This window comes from Chryseobacterium ginsengisoli (assembly GCF_039542325.1).
GTDB classification, from domain to species: domain Bacteria; phylum Bacteroidota; class Bacteroidia; order Flavobacteriales; family Weeksellaceae; genus Chryseobacterium; species Chryseobacterium ginsengisoli.
This window is the reverse complement of record NZ_BAABHX010000001.1, coordinates 433,160-450,331: the sequence shown is the minus strand read 5'-3', so window position 1 is coordinate 450,331 and position 17,172 is coordinate 433,160. Positions and strand designations below refer to the sequence as shown.

Genomic DNA, 17,172 nt, shown 5'->3' with positions numbered 1-17,172 from the left:
AAAACATAATTATGTCAGAAAATAAGCACATTAGCATACCAAAAAAAATAGAAACCGAAGACCAAACAGATTTTCATTTTCTACGCAAAACAGGTATTGAATATATAGAAGGATTAGGAGGAAAACTCTGGACCGATTATAATTCTCATGATCCTGGTATTACCACTTTGGAAGTTTTAAGTTATGCCATCACGGATCTTGGTATGAGAATGAATCTGAATATGGAAGATATTTTAGCTTCTAAAGATAAAGAAAAAGATATTCATACTCAGTTCCTAAAGGCTACAGAAGTTTTGCCTTCAAGATCTTTAACAGAGCTGGACTATAGAAAATTATTTATAGATATCAGCTTCAAATCGGGTCTTCAGAGACCGATCCGCAACTGCTGGCTGGTTCCTAAAACCGAAACATTATATGTTGACTGCAAAACAGGCCAATTAGATTTTGAACCTATTGGAGATAAAACACAAAACTTTAATGTAAAAGGATTGTATGATCTTTACGTAGATTATGCTGAAAATATTGATCTTGAGCATGTTGAATGTGATAAATCGGCTACTAAAGTTAAAATATTGGAACGTTATCACGACAATAGAGGACTTTGTGAAGATCTGGTTGATATTAAAGAAGTTGAAACTCAAAAAGTTGCTGTATGTGCACGCATCGGATTGGTAAATAAAGCTGATGAAGAGTTGGTACATGCTAAAGTAACAAGGGCAATTAATAACTACTTATCTCCTGAAGTTCATTTTTATTCATTAAAACAGCTTCTCGACAAAGGCTTAACTACAGATCAGATTTTTGAAGGACCGCTTTTGGATAATGGTTTTATTGATACTGAAGAGTTGATAAAGAGTCAATTGAAAACTGAAGTTCGTCTTTCTGATATCATCAGTGAAATCATGAAAATTGATGGTGTTAAAGAAATTCATGAAATTTCTATTGCAGGCTGTGATAATGCCGTTAAGCAAACAAACGACTGGTTGATATGCATCGAAAAAGGCAGAAAACCGGAACTATGCGAATTAAGTTCGTTTAGTTACAGCAAAGGTGCTCTTCCGTTAAATATTAATGATAAAAAAGTTCAGGATTACATAGAAACTCTTCAAAGAGAAGAAGAAATACTGAGAAACGATGCAAGAAAAGATAAAGAATTGCCTCTGCCACAGGGAACATCGTATGATATCGAAAACTATGCTACTATTTTAAACGAATTTCCGGATACTTACGGAGTAGGTATTTCAGGAATTATAGGAAATCCGACTCAGGAGAGAGAAGCTTTGGCAAAACAGTTTAAAGGTTATTTATTGTTCTTTGATCAGATACTTGCCAGCTATTTCAAGCATCTTGAAAAAGTAAAAGAAGTATTGAGTATTAACAGCACTTTAAAAAGAACCTATTTTACACAAGCGCTTAAAAATATTAAAGGTTTTGACGAATTGGTCTTTAATTATGATACCAATAATGATGATCAGCTTACAGATTCATTATATGAAGAGCTGGATAACAGTGTAGAACGCAGAAATGAAGTTTTAGATCATTTGATCTCTCGTTTTGCCGAAACATTCAGTGATTATACCTTCTTAATGAAATCATTGTATGGAAAATCTGCCGATGAAATTGTCCTGAGTAATAAAGAAAGCTTCTTGAAAGAATATAAATCATTAAGCAAAGACAGAGGATTAGGCTACAATTTCACATTGGATTCGGATTCTGATATCTGGAATACAAATAATATTTCCGGGGTACAAAAAAGGATTGCCCGTTTGTTGGGGATTAAAAATTATACTCAAAGAAATTTGTCTCAAACACCGATCTCTATTATTAAGACGGAAATTGGTAATGGTAAAGCAAGCTATACATGGAAAATGAAAGATGCCAGTGGTAATAATATTACTTTATCATCTGTAAAAACTTTCGAAATTGAATATGCGGCAACGAAAAACTTGCATGAAGCGGTTTATCAGACCATTCAGATAGATGAGGAAGATCTTGAGAATGCATTAAAAGTATTAAATGAGGATGATGTTGAAGATACTTTAGATAAATTAAAAACATGTCTGAATAATTACTGCGTAATTGGAAATATTAAAATCCGTGTTTCATCAGGAGATAACTATTATTTTGAAATCTTGGACGATACCGAGGATCGAAATGTGATTGCCACTCATAAAATGACCAATCCTTATTCCACGTTGAAAGGACTGAAAGATGGAATTAGAGAGATTGTAAGATATTTTAAATATGATTTTACTGAAGAAGGAATTTTTCTTGTAGAGCATTTATTACTGAAGCCAACATTTAAAGATTATAAACTTATTGGTGGTATTGGTTGTATGTCTATAGAAGATACTTTTAAAATATTTAAAGATATGGAAGGTATTGGTTACATGATTTTGGGAGATACTTTTAAAGTGCCCGAAAATGAAGGTTCTGTAACCAACCCTATAGAATATTCTGATGCTCTCATGTCTTCTTGTGATGAAGATTGCGAAACAGATGTTTTTGATCCTTATTCTTATCGAGTGAGTGTCGTTCTTCCAGGATTTGCTTATCGTTTTCAGGATCCCGATTTCAGACGTTATGCAGAAACGGTGATCAGACAGGAAATTCCAGCGCATATTTTAGCGAAAATTTGCTGGGTCGGAGACCGAATGAGCGAAAAACAAACCGCTCAAAACGACCTGTCTGAATTTGAAATTGCTTTTAAAAAGTATCTTTCAGATAAAGCAAACAACAAACTATCAAATTTAGGAAACAGCATTCATAATTTACTGACCGCTCTTTCTAATTTAAATAATATTTATCGACCAGGAAGACTTTTAGACTGTGCAAAAGAAGATGATGACAGCTTAGACGGAAAAATAATATTAGGACAATCAAACATATAAAAATCAAAAACAATGAATGCTAAATTAGATAATTTAACAATCCAATATAGAAAGTTCAACGAAAATCAAGTGTTAACCGAAGGACAATTGAACGAATTTATAGACTATTTTGAAGATCAGGACAGGCTATCAAGAACTCGTCTGAGCGGTGTAGGTGTAGTATGCGGTTTTAAATCAATGTTCATAGATCCATTGAACGCAACTGTTTTAGGGAAAAGTGCTCCTAAAGACGACCAAGTAGCCGAAGATTATAGCAATACTATTGTTATTACACAAGGAGCAGGGGTTACTACAGACGGAGATTTAATAACACTGCGCAAAAAAGGAAGCAGTTCATCAGAAGCTACTATCGATTTCGATGCCAAAATTTATAGATATTATAGAGAATATTTTGATGAAAAAGAATACGAATATTTTCGTATCGGAAATTCTCAGATTCCTCTTGTAGAATTGATCACACAGGAAGAGTATAATGAATTAATTGATGTCAGGAATGTTAAGCAGGTAAAAGACATAGATAATTTAAAAAATAAAATTATATTTCTTTTTTTAGAAAGCTATTCCAATGATGAGACACCATGCGAAGATGCAGATTGTGATAATACTGGAGCAGAGCAGGTTTCTAATCTTAAAGTGCTTTTGGCAGATTCAGAATCTGTTAGAGAACTTATGGCTAATGGTAATGCAAAAGACAGCATTTATAAGCTTCACAATGTCTATCAGGAGCTTTTTGACGATCTGCCGAATATTGAGGCTAAAAGAGTTATTTTAGATTCGACTATTAATACAGCGTCATTATTGAAAGAAAGGTTTCAGAATGCTACCAGTACTTTTTCTGATTTAAGTGAGGGTTTTAGCTCAATTGCAAGTACCTTTAATGTAAGTGTAAACCTTGGAGGGCAATCTCTTGATAGAAAACTGCTGGATTTACTGTCTACAACATCACCAAGATTGGATGATTATCAATACCGATATGATTTATTAAAGGACTTAATCGATACATACAATGAAATAAAAGGATTGATATTACATCTGAATGCTGAATGTTGCCCGAATATAGCTTCATTTCCGAAACATCTTATGTTAGGTCCTGCAGGAGCAGGGCTGGAATTAGGAGAAAATACTCTTTTCCGTCACGGTTTTTATAATTCACCTGTAACTACGAATGATGATGAGAACTACGAAAGAATCGTAATGCTTGCTAATCGTTTTGTTCAGAAAATAAACGGATTTCAATCGTACATCGGACCTGTAAAAATTACCCCTTCTAATCTTTACGTAAGATTGGGTAACAAAGCAATTCCATATTATTATAATGTTGATAAACCATTATTGGATAAATGGAACTTCGAAAGAACAAAAACCGATAGGGAAACTTATAATTTAAGTTATCATACAGCCAATTTAGCGGTGGAAGATTTTGTCCAAAATCCGTTGAATTATAATATCGATAACAATGACTTCTACAGAATTGAAGGTCATTTAGGATTGCCTTTTGAGACTGCGGTACAAAATATCAATGATCTTAAAGTGAAATATGGGTTGGCTTTTGATGTTATAGTATTGCTTTTAAATGATGGTGAAAAACGAGATGATGTGGTTGTTACAGAGCCTAAAAAAGTGTCCATTGAAGAACTTAGAAATCAATTATTATCAATTTCTAATGATATCAGCAAAAAAACTGGCGATTCAAAAGATACTTTACTAAACTTATCCAAATTGGACAGTCAATTAAGATTATTAAATAAAGCTAAATTTGAAACAACTTCAGGATCATCAGAAGACGTGACTGTTGTAAAAGAAGATCCTAAAAAAGAAGAAATTACTACTGAGCTTTTAAGCGAATTCTTAGAGAGAAAATCAGGCTTGGAGCATGTTTCGGGAGTAGAACCCGGTGCAACTTTTGTTTTAATTGCAGAATCAAAGACAAAAAATCAGGTTCTTGCGGATTTCTCTTTACCTTACTTATGTTGTTCTAAAAAAGATCCTGTATTTTTATCATTACCGTCAGGTAAACTTTGCCAAAGCGAGAGACCTGTTCTTATGACAATTGTTCCATTGGATGGTCAGGTAAAAGCATTTGTAAATGGTACACAAATACCTGCAATTAAACAAACCGGAGGACAGAGTTTCTTTGATCCTGGTTTGGTTGGTGCAGCTTATTTTGGACAAACAATTACGTTCACCGTTAATGATGATCCTGTAGATGCTCAAATGGTTGTATATGAAGAACCAAATCTTGTGGTAACAACAGGTACTCCGGTAAATGGTGAAAACCCGACAAATCCATCTGCAACGGTAACATTCAGTCTTTCCGGAAGCAATTTAGGAAATCTTAATTATTCATGGAATTTCGGTGATGGTCAATCAGTTACAATAAATAAACCTACTCCGGAATCAAACGGAACTGTAACCCAGTCTCATATATATAATCTGGTAGCAGGACAAGAAGATACCTTTAGTCCGATACTGACTGTAAGTAATGATAACGGATGTAGCAAACAATATGCAATAGCGCCGATAAAACTGAAAGGTCAATCACTGATTCAGTGTTTATCAAGCTTGGAGATTACCGTTCAATATAATGAAACTTTAGGTCCATGCCCTGGAGGGCACAGATGTGATAGTGCAAAATTTAATTTAATGGCCAATGGGGTGCATAAAATTGGTGAGGTAAACTTGAATAATACTAGTGATTCTCTTCAGACTGGTCAATTACGTCCAAATGGCGAACTTAAAGGTCCAAACAGAATTAATACAATACACATAAGTCCAACAAATGCACAGAATATCGCTGCATCAGATCCGAATGGAACAGGATTTATATCATTCTCTTTAGTATGCGCGGATGCAAGTTGCCACGATGGGGTTGCATGGACTACATTGAAATTGGGTGGAGTTGTAATTTATGACGGATGTCCAAGAAATAATTTCTTAACCATTAATCCTTGTACAGGAGAAGTAAAACCATAATATTATGAAATTGATTGAAACATACGAGAAAGATGGAAATGTTATAGAGATAAACAGCTTATTGACAACAGACAATGCAGTTATAGATATAAAGCAGATTTGTATTCTGAATGGTGTAGTGTATGTAAGTTTCGATACTGAAGAGGAGAGAATCCTTATCACTGAAACAGCAGACACCTTTATCCAAAAAAATAAAGAATATTTGGCTACGTTAACAAAAAAAGTAGTTAAGGTTCATCATTGTAAATGTCCAAGTTGCCAATAGTTTTTGTAACAATTCAATCGGGAAAATAATCACAATAACACCTTAGGAACATATATCTGTCTAGGGTGTTATTTACAATCATCTTAACAAATCATTAAAAATGAACAATAATGAATAATCAATTAAATAATATACCGGAAGAATACCGTGAGTTTATTAAATTAAGTGATATATCGATCCAATACCGTAAATTTAGCAAAGGACAATACATTGAGTTTACTCAATTCAACGAATTTTTAGATTTTTTTGAAGACCAAGATCGCCTGTCCAGAATAATGTTACAGGGCGTAGGTGTAGTATGCGGTCTTAAGCCGGATCTTATTTACTCAAATAAAAAGCTTAGCGGAATACAGCTCTCTCAGGGAGTAGCGGTTACAACCGATGGAGATTTACTTACTTTAAATAATACAAGTAAAATAAGTGAGGAATTATATGTAAGCGATCTGAAAACGATCAATATTGAAAGTAAAACTTACACACACTTTAAAGCTTATGATAATTTCAAAGTGAACTATCCTGCATTTTATGACGAAAATGACGATCAGATTCAGCTTTGGGAATTGGCAACAGCTCAGGAAGCAACTTCAGATTTTAATCCTATCAATGGCTTATCAAATTTAGAAGATAAATATTTGCTGCTGTATCTGGAAAGCTATGAAAAAGAAGTCAGACCTTGTAGAGGTGTCGATTGTGATAATCATGGAATTCAGCAGATTCGAAATCTCAAAGTATTGGTTACAACAGCTCAGGGTATTAATTATATTTTTGCAAAAGATAATCTCCAGCCACATCCTTTGTTTATAGAGGATATATTAGGAGAGATAAAGCAGGAGCGTGTTATTTTGGAAAGACTTATTCTGGAACAGGGAAGTAAGAAAAAGTTCTCTTCTTTCGATTTAAAAAACCTTTACACTGAAGTTTTAGAAAGAAACGGATACGGAGAAAATGTTTTCAAAAAAATCTACGAGATCTCTAAAATGATGGGATTGTCGGTTGCTAGTCATCTAACTTTTAAAAGTGTATTGGAGGATTGTCTTGATCAAAAATATGGTTTTCAGTATGCTTATGATGTAGTAAAAGATTTAATGGATACGTATTCCGAAATTATCAAATTGCTTCCTAAAACATTTACTCAAGAGCTTCCGGATTTCACTTCTTTTCCGAAACATATTATGCTTGGAAAATTAGTGTCAGAAACTCAGCTGGACTCTTCAAGACACCAGTTTTACTATTCACCGATTTTGGATGATGAAAGAGGAATACAAAAAGTTAAGACATTAATTAATCGTTTTAATCAACAAGTATATAATTTCAAATATACAGTTGATGTTGAGGAAGAAGCACAGATTAAAATTACTCCTTCACAGAAATTAAATTCTCTGGGAAATAAGGCAATTCCTTTTTACTATCAGGTTACGGAAGATTTTTTAAAAGCATGGAATTTCGATAAAACCAGCCATAGATCATTCAAAAATAATTTAGCATATAATGCTGATTTGCTTTCTCAGGATATACATATTCAAAAACCTTTAGAGTTTAATATAGATCAAAATGGCTTTTACAATATTGAAGGTCATCAAGGTATGGATTACAAGGACGCTTTCGAACAGATTAAGCAGATAAGAGATAAAAAGCAATTAGGATTTGATGTTATGCTTCTTTCTTTTGACGAGCTTATCGGAAATAAAGACCTTTCAAAAGCATATTTCAATGAATATATAGAAAAATATTCAGGACTGGAGCATAGACATGGAGTCGTAAAAGGCGGTACTTTTGTGATGATTTACGGAGACGATGAAAATGATAAAACGGTGGTTGCAGACTTTTCACTTTCTTATATCTGCTGTACACCAAAAGTTAAAATTAATTTGAGCTTACCAAAAAACACTATTTGTGCTAAGGCAGGTCTTATTCCTTTCACAGTACTACCTTTCAATGGCGTCGTAACTGCTAATGTTGAATCTCCTTTAGATGGAGGTGTAAAATTAATCAAAGGATTATACTTCTTTGATCCGGCATCAGTAAGCCCGGAATTGCATAACCAGCCAATCAGCTTCAGTGTCAACGGACAACCTACCGATTGCAGTATTAAAGTCATTACAGAACCGAATGTAAAAATTGTTGTTGAAAAAGTTTCATATCCTGAGAGTGATTCAGTAACGACTATTGTGAAATTTAAAGTCTCCGGAGATAATTTTACAGATTATCAGTACAGCTGGGATTTCTTGGATAACGGAAATCCAATTATCTTAAATCCGGATTCAGAGGGTAATGTTAGTTACGCTTTCTATAATCTTTCGCCTAGAAAAATTCCAACCATAAAAGTAAGTGTAAGCGGCGGCGGATGTTCTGAGGATATTGCAATAAGCGATTGGTATGATGTTCCAAGCAATCTTTCGGTTGATGCCGGTCAGGATCAGACTTTTACTAAAGTAGCTATGAAATATGGTACACCTGTTTTAAGAAAAATTAAAAATGCAGGTTCGCCTCCAGGCTATGGTGCGAATGCAGGAGATAAATTTTTAATACAACCAGGAATAGAAAACGGATTAGGTACTGATATAAACGCATGTAGGCTGTATTACAAAAAGCAGTCAAGCAGCGCATGGTATTCTGATGGGGCTTCAGTTTATAATGGCTCTGCTACAGATTTACTTTTTACAAATATTACAAATCAAAGCGAAATACTTGATTTCAGACTGGGTGTTTATATTTTGGGCACTACAACGGAAATTTTCAGCAATATATTAAGTGTACCTTATTCAGAACTTAATAATGCGACAGAAGGAGAAATAAGAATACCTGATGAATGGGTAGCTCCAAATACAGTTCAAACAGCTTTTGCCTCATATATTGTGAATTTAAATGGAAGTGCAGTAAGTACAGGTAGTTCATTAGGTACTACTTTATGGGAAGTTGTATCAAGTCCGGCGGGATCTGTTTTCAGTTTTGGAAATACGGCAAATTTGGCTACGACTTTTAAAGCAGATACTTTTGGAACTTATGTATTGAAGTTATCTGCTAATAATTCTTCAGGACAGACTGCTTCTGATGAGATGAAAATAGTTTTTACTCAACAAGGAAATAACCGTCCGACAGTATCAATAACATGGGGAGATGATTCAGTATCAGAAAAAACTTGTACAGACCCTATTTGTAATTATATAATTAAAGTTAATGCAACTGATCTTGATGATGATATTGCAAATATTCAGATTTTGAAAAGTATTGATAATGGTGCCTGGAATGTATTTATTCCAAAGCTTACCACGACTACATTTACAGATTATATTAATACAGAAGGTAAGCAACAATATCAGGCAGTTGTTATTGACAAAAGTAATAATACGGTAGCTTCACTTCCAATTACTTATACTAAAGAAAAAGCAGAGGTTTCAGTTTGTGAATATTTGTCTAATGTTAAAAATGCGAGATTAGATATTACGAATCTACCTGTTACGCCAGGTGGTTGGGTAACTGCAACAGTAGATGTTACTGCATCTGCAGTTGGTAAACCAATGGATTTATCTCATGAAATATATTATAGAAGATGTTATGATATTTTTGCTAATACCGTTGAAGTTTTAGGAACTAATAATGAAGTATTACAGCGTTTTGAAGTACCAAATAATTTACAAAGTGGCTTTACAGGACATAAATCTGTACCATTCACTTATACACCGATACAAGCTGGTCAAATCAAAGTTAGAATTAGTGAATATAAATCTTTTGCATCTCCAGAAGGAAGCCCGGCACATTTACATATAGATTCACAGCTTTTATTTTTGAATAAAGGTGAAGTATGTAATGGTATTTCAGCTGAGCATAATTTTTCTATATACCAGGGTGCTGATTGTAGTGAACCGGAATTTATATATACTGAAAACGCAAGAGATGAAAGTTTGGATAAATGTAACCAAAGTAAATTATCTTTTACATTAACAGGAAATAAATCTGATGTCCCGATGATATTCAGCTTGACTGGTACTCCTTCAGGAGCAATTGCAAGTATTTTGGTAAATGGAGATGGGAAAATCGTAAAACAATCAGATGGTACAAGTCTAACTTATGTAGAACAGATCGCAGATGGAGATCCTGAAGTTACAGCAATTCCAATTAATGTAAGTGTTAACGGAGAAATTAATGTTGATATAGTTCTTGAAGCCAGTCAATCTGTAAAATATAACAGAGAAATGGTTATTGGTTCTTGCGATAGTGGTCCAAAAACAGAGTTTACACAGAATGCATTAGTAAAAATAGAAAGTGCATCACTGGATGATATATTATTAAAGAATACTAAAATAATTTATGTTTAAAATAAAGATTTTATTATGTAAACAAGTAATTTTAGCTTGAAAATCTCTAAAATTCTAAAAAAGCATTAATTTAAAAAATAAAAATCCTCAAATTTTTGAGGATTTTTATTCAATATAAGGTTGCAGTTATCTTCTGTTATTTTTACGTCTCGTGCTTATGATATTAAAAAGTTTCGCAACATCTTCCAGATGGATTTCGAAATCATCATAATATTCGTTTAGAGAATGAAGAGTGATAATACCTCTTTCAACATCATGGCTGATAATTCGTTTTACTAGAATTCCTTTCTCTTTATGGACGATCACAAAATCCCATTTGTCATAATGCAGCTTACTCATCCAATAATCTTGTCTTATGTTTCGGCATAAAATAATGTCGCCTTCTAGGTAGCTTTCATATGATCCATTGTCCATGCTGTCTCCTTTCACTTCAAAACACATGTACTCACCTCGGTGTTCTATATCGTCGGTAAAAGGAATTGTCGGTAAGCTTTCTATATATTCTTCATCTGCGAAGTTATGTAGATAACCGGCTTGTGCGTATTGATTGGCAAGTGGAACATACATGACTTTTAAATCTGAAAATACAACAGGGGATGCACTGTTTTTAGATTTCTTTTGTTGTTCCTCCAGCAGATTTTTTACAAAATAAGCAGTGGTCTCAGGTATTTTTCGTTCGCCTTTTTCCCAATATTGAACGGCTCTTACACCAACTCCTATAGATTCTGCTATATCAGCCTGCTTCATTTTTAGCTTCTTTCTTATCTCTTTGAATTCTAAATTGGTCATTTTGATATGTTTATCGTTATTATAAAAAAAACACGTAAAATAGTTGCTTTTTTATTTTAAATATACGAACATTGTTCGTATATTTGTTTCAGAATTAAAATATAATACGACAAATATACAAAATTATATTTATAATTTAATGTTGAATTAATATTTGAAAAATTTTGATTAGTTAAAATAAAATCACTTTTAATCGGTTTTTTGAATAATAATTTCAATGTTAAGTATATTTTGTAGCTTGGTTTTTCTTTTTTGTTTTATCAGCGCTAATTAAGCAAAAAAGAATTTTTATAAATTAAAAAATGTAAAAAATGCGGTTTTTTTAATTTGATAGAAAGTTTTTTGTGCATATTTTAAATAATTAATCTGATGAAAATAATGTATTTCATTTTGATTAATCATTAAACACAAAATCCAGTCATTAAGCTATTTCTTATTTATAAAAACAAACCAGGAAATGTAAATTGATACTGCTGTTCAGTATATAAAAATATCGATTAATTATAACTGATAGTAAGATTTTTTATAAAAAGTAAAATTTAAAAGAAAGAAGTTAATACATCATTCTCTTAAAAGATATCTGTATCGACTTCTGAAAAATCAAAAATTAAATAATATCAGACATTTTTCCAAAGGCTTAAAATATGCTTTTGTGGTCTCTTACGGACTTTGCTTAAGGAATAAAAATTAAGAAATACGAAAACTTGTCTAATTCATGAACACCAAATCTAACCTTGAAAAAATGAAACGTAGCAAAGAATTAATAGAGAAAAGAAAAGATTTCGTCAACGATTATGTAAAGCGTAATCAAGATAAACAGATGAAAGTAATTGTAACAGAGCTGACAGAAATGTTGTTTTTATCGGAAAGAACAATATATAACATTATGCTTCAGGATTAATTTGTAGTACTAAAGCAAACTTGTGCTTTTGCAGTACAATAATACATTAAAATTAAATAAGACAATTTTTTATAAATGATATATCCTCAAGTTAGATCCGAAATTGTTATATCCTCAAGCTGAAAAGATCTCACACTGTTCGAATCACTAAAATATCTATACAGATCAGGTTAATAAAAGATTGTCTTTCTCATTTTGTCCCCAACTAAATTAAAAATAATAGTAAGATAAAAAATGCATTTTACTTTTAATCTGTTTGTGTATAGGAATAAACATCTAAACTATTGATTTTGATTGTTTAAAAAGAAATTAAAGTATAAAATAGTATCGTATAACAAATTTTAATAGTCATGGAAAATAACGAATACAATAAAGAAAACGAAAATATAGAAAAATTACAGGATCCAGATCAGGAAATCAGCGATCTTATTGATGAATTAGCCTATCTAAACGAAAATGAAAATATCCGAAAAAGCAAAAAATTTTTAGATGATATGTACATTCTGGACCAGGAAGATTAGCAACTGAAAGTTGTGAAACAAATCAAATTTTTTAATAAATAATATATGAAGAAAGAATGAATTTAGATAGTATAAAAGCTCTTTTAATAGGAACCGCGATTGCGTTTTCCGGAGGGTTGTTAAGAGTATTGATCTCAATACAGAATAAAGAAAAAAAACGACTTTGGGAACACTTTGTCACATTAATAATCGTTGTGATAGTCGGTTTCACAATGAGTTATTTAATGAAAAGTGCCGATCTGCACGACAAATGGTATTCCACGGGAATACTGTTTGTTCTTGGCTATGGCTACGACAAATTCCTGAAAATGATTACTACCAATCTGCCTAATTGGATTGATACAACAGTGAATCTTTATATTGGAAACCAGCAAGGTTTTAAGAATAATAAACAAGCTGACGAACAGGAAGAAAAAAAAGATGATGTGATTTAGTCTGATAAGAATTAAATAATAAAGAACCATGAAAAAAAACTGTTGCTGAACATGTTTGAAAAACTTGATGCAGCTACAGAATCCATCACTCAAAAACTAGTTATTTCTTCTGAAAAAGGGTGAATTTTGAACCTGAAAACTCATAAAAAATAAGAGAATAATACCAGAAGTGTTTCAGCATTTCCGATTTCTCCTTACAAAGCTGAAACACCATTTCTGGTTATTTAAATTCTTAAAAAATCCATTATACACGGTCTCATTTTTAGATCCGACAGATATTATATAAAGTACAACACATTAGTTGTGCTTTGTATGCATTTAAAAATAATATGTAATTAAAAACACCAAGTCAATGAAAGCAGCAAAACCTGTAGAAATAGACAATAAATCCCGTCACGGTAACAATAAACAAAAGCCGAAAGAACAGGTGGTTGTACCTCTACCTGAAGTAAAGGATGTAGGTACACAAACACAAATGTCTGAAAGCTCGGTCTCTAATATAGGATCGGCAAATAATAATAACAATAAACTCGATCTCAATGGTACTATTGCCGCTGTTCATGGTTCGCAGACCATCTACGATCAGGGAGCACAGATTATGTACGGCAAACTGCAGGAAAGTCTTGTAGAAACTGGCGATATCAATCATCCCGATACTAAGAAGGTAGAAAAAGGTTATATGGCAACCTTAAATGTCAATCAGATACAAGATTATCACAATCTTAAATCGGGAACTTATCTTCCAAAGACTTTACAGGAACAGGCAGCTATGGCTCAGAGTTATCAAGGTGATTCTGAAACAGCCGTTCCAGGGAAGCCAGAATCTGCAGATTCAGTTGAAGCACAGGCTGTTCAGGATTCTGTTGCTGCATCAGATATGAGCGCAGAATTTACTTTACCTGGCGAGCAGGAAGCTGAAGTGAGAACTACACCTACCAGTCCGAATAGCGATCCGCAATTCAACCAGACTGTAGGTTTAGTTAAAAATACGGCAAAGGCAAAACGGGTTCACAATACGAAAGAAAAAGCCGAAACTCACGCCAATACTGCTGCAGCTGTACCTGTCGGAGAAAGAAAATCGAAAGCAAAAGGTCAGAAAGTAGAACAGTTGGATCAGCAGAAGACAGGGGCTTTCAGTGCGACCAGTTTCAAGGCGAAATTGAAGGAAAAGATTTATAAAGTGAATTTACCTGTAAGCGAGAAGGATGCTGATAATTTTGAAAAACGTAATAATATCAATGCTGTCAACGGATTGATTAAAGGAGATGTAATGGCATCCAAAAATAGCGTAACAGGAAGTATAGAATCTGTTGCTAAGCAAGAACCTAATGAGGCTAAAATTGCACAGCGTAAAGCAACGGCATTGCCTGATCCGAAAATAGGCTCAAAAGTCAATATAAAAGCTACAGATGCTATGCCGCCTAAACGAGGTGATTCCGAACTAAGTGAGCCTATTGCTAAAAGTTATCAGGCGGTTGAACAGCAGTTTACTAAAAATCATATCACCGATGAGCAGTTGGCAAATTCTAATGAGCCGGATTTTATTAATGCTCTCAATGCTAAAAAAGCCGCCAAAGAGAACGCCGAAAATGCTCCTAAAGAATTTAAAAATGCTGAAAATAAAAAGCTGGAAGCTTCTAAGCAGGCAGCGCAGGGCAAAACCAACAGCACGATGGAAGGGATGCACCAAAGCAGAAAAGGATTGCTGGATAGTGTAACCAATAAACAGCATAAAGCCGGTGAGAAAAATACAGCTAAACATCAGGATGTTGTTGAAAAGTTAAATACTATTTATGCAGAGACCAAAAAATCTGTAGACGGACAGTTGAACGATCTGGAAACTAAAGTAGGGCAGTTATTTGACGATGGTGCTAAAAAGGCCAAAGATGCTTTTGAGAAGGAAGTAACCCAAAAATTAGAGGCGTATAAAGCCAAACGTTATGGAGATTGGAACGATTATGAAAATTATGGCAAACGCTTGACAGATGCTTGGAATAGAAAATTGCCGGATGAAGTAAATGTGTTTTATAAACAGGGACGGGATAATTTTATAACTGCGATGGATGGGGTTATTACTAAAATTGCAGAATTGGTAACCACACGATTAAATGCTGCTAAAGCTTCCATTACTTCCGGACGTCAGAAAGTGGTTTCCTTTATTAAAAATCTTCCTGCAGATGTAAGAAAAGCCATTAAAGGAGATATTGACTCTATTCAGGGACAGTTTAAAGAACTTGAAAGTTCTATCAGTGATAAAGAATCTTCATTAATCGATACACTGACAACCAAGTACAACAGTGCGCTGAAGGAAGTTGATGAACTGATTGTTGATATTAAAAAGCGTAATCGCGGATTCCTGGCATCTGTAGAAGATGCAACAATAGGCGTAGCGAAAACGATCATGGAAATACGAAAAACGCTTACCGAATTACTTTCTGGAGCGGTAAGTGCGGTAATGGCAATTGTTGCAGACCCGATAGGATTTTTATCCAACCTTATTGCTGGAGTTTCACAAGGATTTACTAACTTCGGAACGAACATCTGGACACACCTTAAGACAGGTTTCTTCGGATGGCTGACCGGAGCAATGAAAAATATTTCTTTCACTTTGCCGGAAGATATATTCTCATTAAAAGGTATTTTCTCAATCAGTTCTCAGATACTTGGTTTAACATGGACCGACATCAGAGGTATAGGAGCAGACATACTGGGAGAACCTGCGATGAAGGGTCTTGAAGGAAGTTTCAAAATGGTACAGATTGTTCAGAAAGAAGGCTTTGCCGGACTTTGGGAACATGTGAAAGACCAGTTTGCGGATATTAAAGCTACGGTAATGGATACCATTATTGATATCATTAAAACGCAGGCGATACAGGCGGGAATCAAAATTATTATGAGCTTGCTTACTCCGGCTGGAGCATTTATAAAAGCGGCAATGATGATTATTGATTTGGTGAAATTCTTCGTTCAGAAGGCGGCACAGATCATGGAGTTGGTAAGAGCCTTTACGGAAGGTATCAAAGCTATTGCAAGCGGAAATGTGAGTGCTGTAGCAAAAGCTGTAGAAAATGCCTTGGGAAGATCAATTCCTGTATTGATTGGCTTTTTAGCTTCATTGGCAAATCTTGGCGGTTTGGCAGATAAAGTGATTGGTGTGATCCAAAAGATACGTCTGCGTATTAAGAATGCGATCGTCAAATTCTGGAACTTTATTAAAGGGAAGGCTAAGGGACTGCTTGGGAAGATTGGTTTTGGTGACAAGAAAGAGAAGAAGGAGAAAAAAGGAGAAGATCTTCGTACTACTGAAGAAAAGAAAAGGGATTTAGAGGAAGGGGTAAAAGAAGGGACACTTCTATTAAAAGATGAGAGCTTAACTCTAGAAGAGAGAGAAAAACGTTTAGAAAATATAAAACAAACTTATGAACTAAAAGAGTTAAAGGTTGTTACGGAAAAAGTAGATTCAGCTGGGACTTGGGCTTATATATTTGGTAAAGTTAATCCGGATTTGAAAGGACACGTTGTGGTATTAAGAATGGTAGATGGAGAAGAAATTCCGCTAAGACCCAATCAGGCAGCTATAATTAGAGAAAAACTAAAATATAATGATGGTAAAATACAACATTTTAGAGCTATTCTACCAACGGGAATAATGCTGGATCTTGAAGGAATAGGTAAGAAAATAAGTATAAATAGGAATTCTAAATTAAAAGTAGTTAATGTACAAACTCCTAAACTAAATCCTGATGGAGCTAGAAAAAGAGGCCTTGATACTGAAACTTATTTAGAAAAGCAATATATTATAATAAATGTAAATGAAAATTTGGTTGCAAAAATTAATAGTTCAAAAATAGATACATATGAGGCGAAATGGAGAAAAAAGGAATATGCACTAGGACATGTGGATTGTTTTTCATTTGCAATGTTTATTTTAAGGGATGAATTACATGGAGATATGAAACGTGAACCTGAAGGAGAAGATAATGAGGCAAGATTTTCAGATTTACTATTAGAACAAGAGGAAAAAGAATTAGAAAACCGATATAGAAATACAAAAAAAAGAAGATAACACATGACAGATTTCA

9 protein-coding genes are annotated in these 17,172 nt (G+C 33.7%); 8 read left to right on the top strand and 1 reads right to left on the bottom strand.

Annotated elements, in window-relative coordinates:
• Positions 1–11: 11 nt before the first annotated feature.
• From ABD940_RS02100 to ABD940_RS02085, 4 genes are all read left to right on the top strand, one after another.
• On the top strand, positions 12–2,891 hold the full coding sequence (locus tag ABD940_RS02100; protein WP_345200005.1) for a hypothetical protein: 2,880 nt from the start codon (positions 12–14) through the stop codon (positions 2,889–2,891).
• Between the two features lie 12 nt (positions 2,892–2,903).
• A complete protein-coding gene (locus ABD940_RS02095; protein WP_345200004.1) occupies positions 2,904–5,864 on the top strand; it encodes a PKD domain-containing protein in 2,961 nt (986 codons plus the stop codon).
• A gap of 4 nt (positions 5,865–5,868) precedes the next feature.
• Complete coding sequence (locus ABD940_RS02090) at positions 5,869–6,129, top strand: hypothetical protein (RefSeq protein WP_345200003.1); 261 nt, start codon at positions 5,869–5,871, stop codon at positions 6,127–6,129.
• Positions 6,130–6,239: 110 nt separating this feature from the next.
• Entirely contained in the window at positions 6,240–10,445 is a 4,206-nt protein-coding gene (locus tag ABD940_RS02085) for a hypothetical protein (RefSeq protein WP_345200001.1), read from the top strand.
• A 126-nt stretch (positions 10,446–10,571) separates the two neighbouring features.
• Here ABD940_RS02085 and ABD940_RS02080 read toward each other — a convergent pair whose 3' ends face one another.
• On the bottom strand, positions 10,572–11,234 hold the full coding sequence (locus ABD940_RS02080) for a S24 family peptidase (protein ID WP_345200000.1): 663 nt from the start codon (positions 11,232–11,234) through the stop codon (positions 10,572–10,574).
• A gap of 715 nt (positions 11,235–11,949) precedes the next feature.
• Between ABD940_RS02080 and ABD940_RS02075 the strand changes: the two genes are divergently transcribed.
• The 4 genes from ABD940_RS02075 to ABD940_RS02060 all read left to right on the top strand — a co-directional run bounded on the left by ABD940_RS02075 (position 11,950) and on the right by ABD940_RS02060 (position 17,156).
• Positions 11,950–12,135 (top strand): hypothetical protein, encoded by a 186-nt coding sequence (locus ABD940_RS02075; RefSeq protein WP_345199999.1) that lies wholly within the window; start codon positions 11,950–11,952, stop codon positions 12,133–12,135.
• 350 nt (positions 12,136–12,485) lie between these two features.
• Positions 12,486–12,656, top strand: coding sequence for a hypothetical protein (locus tag ABD940_RS02070; RefSeq protein WP_345199998.1), 171 nt, complete (start codon positions 12,486–12,488; stop codon positions 12,654–12,656).
• A gap of 56 nt (positions 12,657–12,712) precedes the next feature.
• The gene (locus ABD940_RS02065; protein WP_345199997.1) at positions 12,713–13,090 is read left to right on the top strand and encodes a hypothetical protein; all 378 of its coding nucleotides are present in this window, start codon (positions 12,713–12,715) and stop codon (positions 13,088–13,090) included.
• A gap of 352 nt (positions 13,091–13,442) precedes the next feature.
• A complete protein-coding gene (locus ABD940_RS02060; protein WP_345199996.1) occupies positions 13,443–17,156 on the top strand; it encodes a phage tail protein in 3,714 nt (1,237 codons plus the stop codon).
• Positions 17,157–17,172: the final 16 nt, after the last annotated feature.

Coding starts and splice junctions, on each gene's coding strand:
- ABD940_RS02075 (WP_345199999.1), top strand. CDS start 11,950: ATGAACACCAAATCTAACCTTGAAAAAATGAAACGTAGCAAAGAATTA.
- ABD940_RS02095 (WP_345200004.1), top strand. CDS start 2,904: ATGAATGCTAAATTAGATAATTTAACAATCCAATATAGAAAGTTCAAC.
- ABD940_RS02080 (WP_345200000.1), bottom strand. CDS start 11,234: ATGACCAATTTAGAATTCAAAGAGATAAGAAAGAAGCTAAAAATGAAG.
- ABD940_RS02060 (WP_345199996.1), top strand. CDS start 13,443: ATGAAAGCAGCAAAACCTGTAGAAATAGACAATAAATCCCGTCACGGT.
- ABD940_RS02065 (WP_345199997.1), top strand. CDS start 12,713: ATGAATTTAGATAGTATAAAAGCTCTTTTAATAGGAACCGCGATTGCG.
- ABD940_RS02070 (WP_345199998.1), top strand. CDS start 12,486: ATGGAAAATAACGAATACAATAAAGAAAACGAAAATATAGAAAAATTA.
- ABD940_RS02085 (WP_345200001.1), top strand. CDS start 6,240: ATGAATAATCAATTAAATAATATACCGGAAGAATACCGTGAGTTTATT.
- ABD940_RS02100 (WP_345200005.1), top strand. CDS start 12: ATGTCAGAAAATAAGCACATTAGCATACCAAAAAAAATAGAAACCGAA.
- ABD940_RS02090 (WP_345200003.1), top strand. CDS start 5,869: ATGAAATTGATTGAAACATACGAGAAAGATGGAAATGTTATAGAGATA.